Origin of the sequence: Acidovorax sp. HMWF018 (assembly GCF_003061035.1) — a bacterium.
Classification (GTDB): Bacteria; Pseudomonadota; Gammaproteobacteria; order Burkholderiales; family Burkholderiaceae_C; genus Acidovorax; species Acidovorax delafieldii.
In genome coordinates this window covers 1-9368 of record NZ_QAIM01000009.1, presented here as the reverse complement: position 1 = coordinate 9368, position 9368 = coordinate 1, and the positions used below count along the sequence as shown (strand labels likewise).

9 protein-coding genes are annotated in these 9368 nt (G+C 66.8%); 6 read left to right on the top strand and 3 right to left on the bottom strand.

Going from position 1 to position 9368, the window contains the following annotated elements; all coding sequences use genetic code 11:
- A partial coding sequence (locus DBR23_RS00305) for a DUF1631 family protein (RefSeq protein WP_108496923.1) occupies window positions 1–2313 on the top strand: 2313 nt, incomplete at its 5' end.
- 212 nt (window positions 2314–2525) lie between these two features.
- Here the strand turns inward: DBR23_RS00305 and DBR23_RS00300 are convergent.
- The 3 genes from DBR23_RS00300 to DBR23_RS00290 are packed head-to-tail and all read right to left on the bottom strand — an operon-like array spanning window position 2526 to window position 5002.
- Window positions 2526–3968 (bottom strand): sensor histidine kinase, encoded by a 1443-nt coding sequence (locus DBR23_RS00300; RefSeq protein WP_199227593.1) that lies wholly within the window; start codon window positions 3966–3968, stop codon window positions 2526–2528.
- Window positions 3965–4657, bottom strand: coding sequence for a response regulator transcription factor (locus DBR23_RS00295; RefSeq protein ID WP_108496922.1), 693 nt, complete (start codon window positions 4655–4657; stop codon window positions 3965–3967). The genes DBR23_RS00300 and DBR23_RS00295 overlap by 4 nt, the downstream gene beginning before the upstream one ends.
- A 24-nt stretch (window positions 4658–4681) precedes the next feature.
- On the bottom strand, window positions 4682–5002 hold the full coding sequence (locus DBR23_RS00290) for a PepSY domain-containing protein (protein ID WP_233250193.1): 321 nt from the start codon (window positions 5000–5002) through the stop codon (window positions 4682–4684).
- A gap of 181 nt (window positions 5003–5183) precedes the next feature.
- On the opposite strand from DBR23_RS00290, the gene DBR23_RS00285 reads away from it, so the two are divergent.
- The 5 genes from DBR23_RS00285 to DBR23_RS00265 all read left to right on the top strand — a co-directional run.
- Window positions 5184–5588, top strand: a complete 405-nt coding sequence (locus DBR23_RS00285; RefSeq protein WP_108496925.1) for a DUF1924 domain-containing protein — start codon at window positions 5184–5186, stop codon at window positions 5586–5588.
- Between the two features lie 10 nt (window positions 5589–5598).
- Window positions 5599–6123 (top strand): diheme cytochrome c, encoded by a 525-nt coding sequence (locus tag DBR23_RS00280; RefSeq protein ID WP_108496924.1) that lies wholly within the window; start codon window positions 5599–5601, stop codon window positions 6121–6123.
- A 157-nt stretch (window positions 6124–6280) separates the two neighbouring features.
- Complete coding sequence (locus DBR23_RS00275; RefSeq protein WP_108496921.1) at window positions 6281–7048, top strand: cytochrome b/b6 domain-containing protein; 768 nt, start codon at window positions 6281–6283, stop codon at window positions 7046–7048.
- Window positions 7049–7080: 32 nt separating this feature from the next.
- Window positions 7081–7245 (top strand): rubredoxin, encoded by a 165-nt coding sequence (locus DBR23_RS00270; RefSeq protein WP_108496920.1) that lies wholly within the window; start codon window positions 7081–7083, stop codon window positions 7243–7245.
- Window positions 7246–7333: 88 nt separating this feature from the next.
- A partial coding sequence (locus DBR23_RS00265; RefSeq protein ID WP_233250192.1) for an HAD-IC family P-type ATPase occupies window positions 7334–9368 on the top strand: 2035 nt, incomplete at its 3' end.

Here is a 9368-nt window from a genome sequence, read left to right as displayed (position 1 = left end):
CCCCAGCAGCGCATCGTCCAGATCGCGCTGGCCCAGGCCCGGCCTGTGGTGGAGCGCGTCATTGAGGCCACGCGCGTGTCCCTGCAAGCGCGCCTGGACAGTGCCCGCACCCCCGGCGAGCACCATGCGATGCAAGAGGCACGGCAGCAACTGGTGCGGCTGGCATCGGTGATGGCAGATCGCTACCCCGACGCACTGCGCAAGGCGCTGGACCAGGACACGGCACAGGGCGACGACAAGCCCACGCGGTCCCTGTTCACCGTGCACTTTGACGACCTCGAACTGATGGACGAGGCGCAGATCAACGACAGCGTGGAGCGCGCACGTGCCCGTCAGGTACTGATCTCTGCAGTGGAAGGTCCGCTGGCTGACCTGGACGCCTTGGTGTGCGCGGCCCAGGGGCTGTCCCGGGTGCAGCCGGAGCACAACCCGCTGCGCCCCGACGTGTTCTTGCAGGCTCTGCAGTCCGTGGTGTCGCAGATGCAGGTCACACCCCAGGTGCGCCACGACTGGGTAGGGCTGATGGCACAGGCATTGGGCGCCGAGCTGCGCAGCCTGTACCTCGCGCAAATCGACCAGCTCAAGCAAAGTGGTGTGAAGCCTGTGGGCTACGCCATGCGGCAGGCCACGGGCGAAGTGGTCTATGTGGCGCCGGCCGACGCCGGGGCGTCCCCCGGTTTTGCAGCCGACAACGACTTGTACGTGTCGTCCACCAGCGCGGGCGACCCGTTGCTGACGCTGGACCGCCTGCGCCGCCTGCTGCTGGGCGAGTTCAATGACGCAGCCGCCCCTACGGACATGAACGCCAGCGGCGACAACCCCCAGGAATCTTTCGCAGCCCGGTTTGACCGGGAGTTTGAACACCCGTCACAAGGTTTGCCGCAGATCGACCCACCGGCCACGGATTTCGCGATGACGGTGCCCGCGGCGTTTGAGGCGCTGCAAGAGATGAACCAGGTCGGCCAGATGATGGAGCGCCTGGGTACGCCACGCGCGCCAGCCGGCAACGATGCAGACGGCAGCCCTGCTGCCGCGCAGCGGGCACAGGCGCAGGGCCTGGGCCAGGCCTTGAGCATGGAGGTGGTGGCGCTGATGGTGGACAACATCGCGCGCGACACCCGGCTGCTGTGGCCGGTGCAACAGTTCATCCGCGCGCTGGAGCCTGCGCTGATGCAGCTGGCATTGGCCGACCCTCGCTTTTTCAGCCACAAGGAGCATGCCGCGCGCCGCCTGCTGCAGGACATCACCGACCGCAGCCAGGCCTTCAACAGCCCCGAAGCCCCTGGTTTTCAGAGCTTCATGCGCTCGCTCATGCACATCGCAGGCCCGCTGGCCACCGCCACCATCGACAGCGCTGATGACTTTGAACAAGTGCTGCAGCAACTGCACACCAAATGGGCCGAGAAGGACCAGGCGCTCAAGCAGGAGCGCTTGCGCGCCATCGAGGCCCTGCAGCACGCAGAGCAGCGCCATCTGCTGGCCGCACAGATATCGCGCGAGATCTGGCTGCTGCCCGACATTGGCAAGGTGCCGGACGCCATCTCGCGCTTTTTGCTGGGCGCATGGGCCCAGGTCATGGCGGAGGCGCGTCTTTCGGACAAATCAGGCACGACCGACCCGGGCCGCTACCAGGAATTGGTGGACGCGCTGATCTGGAGCGTACAACCCGAACTGACGCGCGCCAACACGGGCCAGCTGGCTCGCCTGCTGCCCAAGCTGCTGGCCAAATTGCGCGAAGGTCTGGCGTCCATCGACTACCCAACAGACCGCACAGAGGCTGTTTTTGAGCTGCTGATGCAACTGCACCAGCAGGCCTTCAAACCCGGGCCCAGGGTGGCTGCGCCAGCCCCTGCAGCCGCAGCGACTTTTGCAACGCCCACGGCAGAGCCGCAACAACCGGCGCCCCTTGATGACGACGACCCCTGGGTTGCGCCCTCCGAAGCGAGGGAGTCCGGCTACATCGATATCTCGCAATCGCCCGAGAGCGAGGGCGCAGACACGGCCCCCGAGGCTGCTCCCAGCAGCGCTGCGCCCCTGCCGCTGCCCGCCGCCACCATCACGGTGGGCACCTGGGTCAATCTGCAGGTGGCGGGCCAGTGGGAGCGCACACAGCTGTCCTGGATCGGCTCGCACGGCAACCTGTTCCTCTTTACCAGCGCCGCTGGCCGCACCCAATCGATGACCCTGCGGCTGCTGGACCGGCTACTGCAACAGGGAGCGATGCAGGTGCTGGCCGAGCACACCGTGGTGGACAACGCCCTGGACGCCGTCGCTCAGACAGCCATGCAAAACAGCGTGGAAAGCAGGCACTGAAGGCCGCTTGCACAACAAAAGTGGTCAAACACGGCAGACGGTGATACCCTGTCTCCATCACTCCAAGGCTTTGCAGAATTCAGGGGAATTTGTCAGGGCCTTAGCCCGCTTTGGCGGGCTTTTTTAATGGGTTTCCGCTTTGGCGGTTTTTCTCTAGGCGCCCCGCCCAGGAGGACTTTTTTGGCGTGTCGAACAGCCGCAACCACTGTGGCTCAGTGAGCGCTCGTGGCAGGAAGGGTGAGCGTCGCCCGCAAGCCGCCAAGGCCTGCGGGCTCCAGATCCAGCCGCCCCCCATACAAAGCTGCCAGGTCCTGCACGATGGCCAAGCCCAGTCCCGTGCCGGGCACGGTTTCATCCAGGCGCACGCCGCGTTCCAGCGCCTGATCACGTTGCGCGGCATCAATGCCGGGGCCGTCGTCTTCCACCGCAACCACCAGTTGGGGCTGCGCAGCGCCAGATCCGGCGGGCAGCAGTTGCATCTGCAGCCGCACCGCAGCCTGCGCCCACTTGCAGGCGTTGTCCAGCAGGTTGCCCAGCATTTCCTGCAGGTCCTGCGCCTCGCCCGCAAAGAAAAGCGGCACTGCTGACGGCTCGACACTGATATCGAGCAACCGGTCCGCATGCACCTTGTTCATCACGCGCACCAGCCCATCCACCACCGGCTGCAGCGGCGTGCGCTGCCCGGGCAAGCGCGCAGATGCCGCCACCCGCGACCGCGCCAGGTGCCAGTCGATGTGCCTGCGGGCCACCACCACCTGCTCTCGCACCAGCGCCGCCAGCTCCGGGTCATCAGTGGGCGGTTGTGTGCGGGCCGCGTTCTCCAGCACCGTGAGGGGCGTCTTGAGCGCATGGGCCAGGTTGCCCGCCTGGGTGCGTGCCCGCTCCACCACCTCGCCATGCCGGCGCAGCACGGCGTTAAAGTCGTCGACCAGCGGCTGCACTTCCGCAGGGAAGCTGCCTTGCAATTGCGAAGCCCGCGCTTCTTGCACATCCTGCACCGCGCGCTGTAGCGCCTGCAGGGGCTTAAGCCCCACCGCCACCTGCGCCCAGGCGGCGGCGACCAGCAGCAATAGCAACACCGCCAGCGACAGCCCCAGCACGCCAGTGAACCGGGCCGTGGCTGCCTGCGTGGCCTGCAGGTCGGCGGCCACAATCAAGCGCCAGCGCGCTGCATGCACGCCCTCGGCGCGCACCGTGCGCTCCAGCACCAGCAAAGGCACGCCCTGCGGGCCTGTCATCTCGTGCACATGTACGGTGCCATCGGCCAACGCATCCACCTGTAGCGCCAGGCTGGTGTCCCACAACGAGCGCGAGCGCAACACCCCCGCCCGCTCGCGCCCGTCAGGCGCCATGGCATCCACCTGCCAATACAGGCCGGAGTAAGGCTTGAGCCAGCGCGGGTCCGACAGCGCCTCGGCAGCAATCACCGGCTGCCCCTGGGCGTCAAACTCCAGCCGCGCCGTGATCTGGTCCAGCTGCAGCTGCAGCGCAGCCTGAAACTGCTGCTGCACATGCTCGCGGAACAATCCGCTCAGCACCAGCCCAGCGAGCACGATGGCCACGGCCGCACCCGCCAGCGTGACGGCCAGCAGCCGCACCCGCAACGACCGAGACCAGTGCACGGGCGGAGCAGGTGGCACGGCCTGCGCGCTCATGGCGGCACCAGGCGGTAGCCCATGCCACGCACGGTTTCGATGCGGGCCGAATCCGCCGGGGCAGCCGACGAAGCCGCAGGAGGCAACATCTTCTTGCGCAAGCGCCCCACAAAGACCTCGATGGTGTTGGAGTCCCGATCAAAGTCCTGCGCATAGATGTGTTCGGTCAGCTCCGCGCGTGACACCAGCACGCCAGGCCGGTGCATGAGGTAGTCGAGCACCTTGTACTCATGCGCTGTCAACGTCACCGGCTGGCCCGCACAGGTCACGCGGCCACTGCGTGTGTCCAGCGACCAGTCTCCACACTGCAGCACGGCCGACGCTTGCCCGCTGGCGCGGCGGATGAGTGCACGAAGGCGCGCCAGCAGTTCTTCGAGATGAAAGGGCTTGGTCAGGTAGTCGTCGGCACCGGCATCGATGCCTGCGACTTTTTCGTGCCAGTTGTCGCGCGCGGTGAGGATCAGCACCGGCATGTTGCGCCCCTCGGCCCGCCACCGCTTGAGCACCGTGAGCCCGTCCACCACCGGCAGGCCCAGGTCCAGCACCACGGCATCCACTGCCTCGGTGTCGCCCAGAAACTGTGCGTCGCGCCCGTTATCTGCCTCGTCCACCGTGTAGCCCGCGCCGTGCAGGGCATTGCGCAACTGGGCGCGCAGCAGCGTGTCGTCTTCTACCAGCAGGATGCGCATGGAGGTGTCGTGGTCGGAAGGGTGTCAGCGATTGTCACGGCTTCGCTGCTGATCTTCGCGCGATTCTCGGGATCGCACACGCAGCACCTCCGCCGTGCGCGCATCGAGCTTGACCTTGGTCAACTGCCCGGCAGGCGTCAGCAGCTTGATCTCGTAGATCCAGCGCTCGCGCTCCTGCTCCAGCTCCACTTCCAGCACCTGGCCAGGCACCTCGCGCTGCAGGCGATCGAGCACGACCGGCAGTGGCAGCACCTGGCCCGCCTGCACGGCCTGCCGGGCGCGGTCGTGGTCTTCCTTGCCGCTGGCCCACGCGGACGGCACGGCCAGCGCGGCAGCCCACAGCACACACGCCGCCAAGCACATGCACCGGACACGGCGGCCCGCACAAGCAGAGTGGAAGGAGAAAGGCATGGGCGCATTGTCCTGCGCGATATCTGAACGGCCGATGAACAGCCCTTTCACGCGCCGTTCAGGCGGGGATTTCAACAATGGCTGCACAAGCGATGAAACCCACAAGGACCACAGCATGACTTCCCTTCGCACCCTGACTCTGACGACGCTCTGTGCACTTGCAGCCACCAGCATCAGCCACGCCGCTGACACCACCGCTGCCCAGCAGCTCGCCCACTGGAGCGCACAGGCCGGCAGCCCAGGCAATGCGGACAAAGGCAAGGTGTTCTTCAACGCACGCCATGGTAGCGAATGGTCTTGCGCATCCTGCCACGGCACACCGCCCACCACACAGGGCAAACACGCCAGCACCGGCAAGTCGATTGCACCCCTGGCTCCGGCCTTCAACCCCAAGGCATTCACCGACACCGCCAAGGTGGACAAGTGGTTCCGCCGCAATTGCAACGACGTGGTGAGCCGTGAATGCACAGCGGTGGAAAAAGCCGACGTGCTGGCCTACCTCAATGCCCTCAAGCCCTGAGACCGACACCATGCAAAAACCAGCCCAATTACGCCCTGCGGTCCTGGCCGCCGCTGTGTGCGCACTGACCCTGCTCTCACTCTCCAGCGCCCATGCAGACAGCGGGCGCGCCATGCCCCGCAACGTGCCCAGTGCCTACACACAGGAATGCGCCGCTTGCCACACCGCCTACCCGCCTGGCCTGCTGCCCGCAGCATCATGGAACCGCGTGATGACGGGCCTGGACAAGCACTACGGCACCGACGCATCGCTGGACGCCGCCACCGTACGCCAACTCAACCAGTGGCTGCAGGCCCACGCAGGCACCTACAAGCGGGTGAACGAGGAGCCACCCGAGGACCGTATCACCCGCTCGGCCTGGTTTGAACGCAAGCACCGAAAGATCGAACCCACCACCTGGAAGCTCGCCAGCGTGAAAAGCGCTGCCAACTGTGCGGCCTGCCACACAGGCGCAGACCAGGGGCAGTTTGACGAACACAACCTGCGCATGCCGGCGGGGCTCGATGTCCGCTCTCGCCGCGCCTGGAACGACTGAGAGCGGTGAACAGAACTCTTCTGGCGTCGTTGCTGTGTCTTGTCGTACTAACCGTACTGCCTGCGACACAGCGCCTAGCCAGAACCGCTTCGCTGAGCCCTGTTCGCCGCTCTCGATCTGCATTGAATCTGATCTGTATCCGGTCAAGGAACATACGATGAACAACACACCTACCCTCCATCCCGCCGATGCCTCGGCGCAACCCGCCCCCGCCAAGGCTCCCAGTCGCCGGGTGACCGATGCGCCCACGCGCATGTTCCACTGGCTGTTTGCACTGTGCTTTGCGGGGGCCTACGCCACGGCCGACGGCGAACACTGGCGGCTGCTGCACGTCACGCTGGGCTACACCATGGCGGGGCTGCTGGGCTTTCGACTGCTGTACGGCATCTTCGGGCCGCGCACCTCGGGCCTGGGCCTGCTGTGGCGCAAGCTGACAGGAGCGCCCGCATGGCTGCGCACATTGCCCCAGGCCGCATCGGTCACGCAGATCAACTGGCGCCAGGGCCAGAACCTGCTGATGGCGCTGGCCATTGTGTTGCTGCTGGCGCTGGTGGTGCCCCTCACGCTCAGCGGATATGCCACGTACAACGACTGGGGCGCTGCGCTGGGTGGCAACTGGATGGGAGAAGCGATGGAAGAAGTGCATGAGTTCTTCGGCAACGCCCTGCTGTTTGTGGTGTTGGCCCACATCGCGCTGATTGCAGGGTTGAGCCTGCTGCGCCGCAAGAACCAGGCACTGCCCATGCTCACCGGCCGGGTAGAGGGCAAAGGGCCGGACCTGGTCCCGAAGAACCGCACCTGGCTCGCGGCCCTGCTGCTGATCGCAACCCTGGCCTTTGGCGCCTGGCAGTGGCAGCAGTCGCCCAGCGGCTGGGTTGCCAACGGCACATCGACCGAACGCCAACGGCACCACGATGACGACTGATGCAGAGCCACCGAACACGAAGGAACCGCCCTATGAAAATCTACATGTGTGCCGTCTGCGGCTGGATCTACGACGAGGCTGCGGGCCTGCCCGACCACGGTATCGCGCCCGGCACCCTCTGGGTCAACGTGCCCGACGACTGGCGCTGCCCCGAATGCAATGTCGGCAAGGCAGACTTTGTGATGTGCGAAGTGTGAAGAAGGCGGATGGGATGCGGCGCACTGCGCTCCGTCAGGGCTGCTGACACCAGCGCGCGGTATAACTGTTACACCGCTGCGACCCTCCTTGCAACGCAGCGTCACGCCCCACATGCCCACTACCGACTCCCCCACTGGCCTCGACCCGGCACTGGCCGCCCAACGCCTGCGTGAAGAAGGCCCCAACGAACTGGGCATCAGCCAGCGCCGCACGCTGCGCGACATGGCCTGGGACGTGGTCACAGAGCCCATGTTCCTGCTCCTGCTGGGTGCAGGTGCCATTTACCTCGCCATGGGCGACGCGCACGAGGCAATGATCCTGCTGGGCTTCGTGGTCATCATCATGGCAATCACGGTGCTGCAGGAGCGCCGCACCGACAACGCGCTGAACGCCCTGCGCGACCTCTCCAGCCCCCGCGCGCTGGCGTTGCGCGGCGGTACCCTGGTGCGCATTGCAGGCCGCGACGTGGTGCGGGAAGACCTGTTGATGATTGCCGAGGGCGACCGCATCCCGGCCGACGGCACGCTGCTGCAGGCCCACGAGCTGGCCGCCAACGAGTCGATGCTGACCGGCGAATCCGAGCCTGTGGCCAAACAACCGGCGGACAAGGTGTTTGCAGGCACGCTGGTGGTCAGCGGCCAGGGCCTGCTGCAGGTGACCGCCGTGGGCCGCCACACGGAGCTGGGCCGCATTGGCCAGTCGCTCGACACCATTGCCCTGCAGGCCTCGCCGCTGCGCGAGGAAATGGCGCGGCTCACGCGCAAGCTGGTGGTCATTGGCCTGTCGCTGTGCGCGCTGCTGGTGGCCCTGTTCTGGGCGCTGCAGGGGGATGGGCTGCAGGCCGTGCTGGCAGGCATCACACTGGCAATGGGGGTGCTGCCGCAAGAGCTGCCCGTGATCATGATCATCTTCCTGGCCCTGGCCGCGCGGCGGCTGGCGGCGCAACAGGTGCTCACGCGGCGGCTCAATGCCATTGAGACGCTGGGGCAAACCACCGTGCTGTGCGTGGACAAGACCGGCACCCTGACGCAGAACCGCATGGCCGTGGCGGCGCTCTGCGTTGCGGGCCAGGAGCTGGATGTACAGAACCTGCCCGCCGCAGCGGATGGCAGCGCGCTGCCCGATGCCTTCCACGAGCTGCTCGAATACGCCGTGCTGGCCAGCGAGATCGAGCCGCACGACCCCATGGAGCAGGCCTTTCACCGCCTGGCGGCCGACCACCTGGTGGACACCGAGCACCTGCACCCCGCATGGTCACTGGCGCGCGAATACGAGCTGTCGCCCCAGCTGCTGGCCATGAGCCACCTGTGGCGCGACGGCACCTCGGCACACGACACGGTGGCCACCAAGGGCGCACCCGAAGCCGTGGCCGACCTCTGCCACCTGCCCGACGCCGAGCGCGCTGCCGTCAGCGCCCAGGCCGCGCGCCTGGCCGATCGGGGGCTGCGGGTGCTGGGCGTGGCCAAGGCCCGGCACCACACGCAAGACACCTGGCCTGACGCCCAGCACGACTTTGACTTTGAATGGCTGGGCCTGGTGGCCCTGGCCGACCCGCTGCGCCCCGAGGTGCCCCAGGCCGTTGCACAGTGCCGCCAGGCGGGCATTCGCGTGGTGATGATCACCGGCGACCACCCCCGCACCGCGCGCGCCATTGCCGCCCAGGCAGGCATCGCCAACGACCGCGTGATCACCGGCGACGAGTTGGTCCACTTGCCGCCCCAGGCGCTGGCCGACCAGGTGCGGCAGGTCAGCGTGTTTGCACGCATCAAGCCGCACCAGAAGCTGGCACTGGTCGAAGCCCTCAAGGCCCAAGGCGAGGTGGTGGCCATGACCGGTGACGGCGTGAACGACGCCCCGGCCCTCAAGGCTGCACACATCGGCATCGCCATGGGCCAGCGCGGCACCGACGTGGCGCGCGAGGCTGCGGCCCTGGTGCTGCTGCACGACGACTTCGCGGCCATCGTGCTGGCGATTCACCGGGGGCGGCAGACCTTTGCCAACCTACGCCAGGCCATGGTCTACACGCTGGCGGTGCACGTGCCCATCATTGGGCTGGCGCTGCTGCCGGTGCTGTTTGGGCTGCCGCTGGTGCTGGCGCCGCTGCACATCGCGTTTCTGGAAC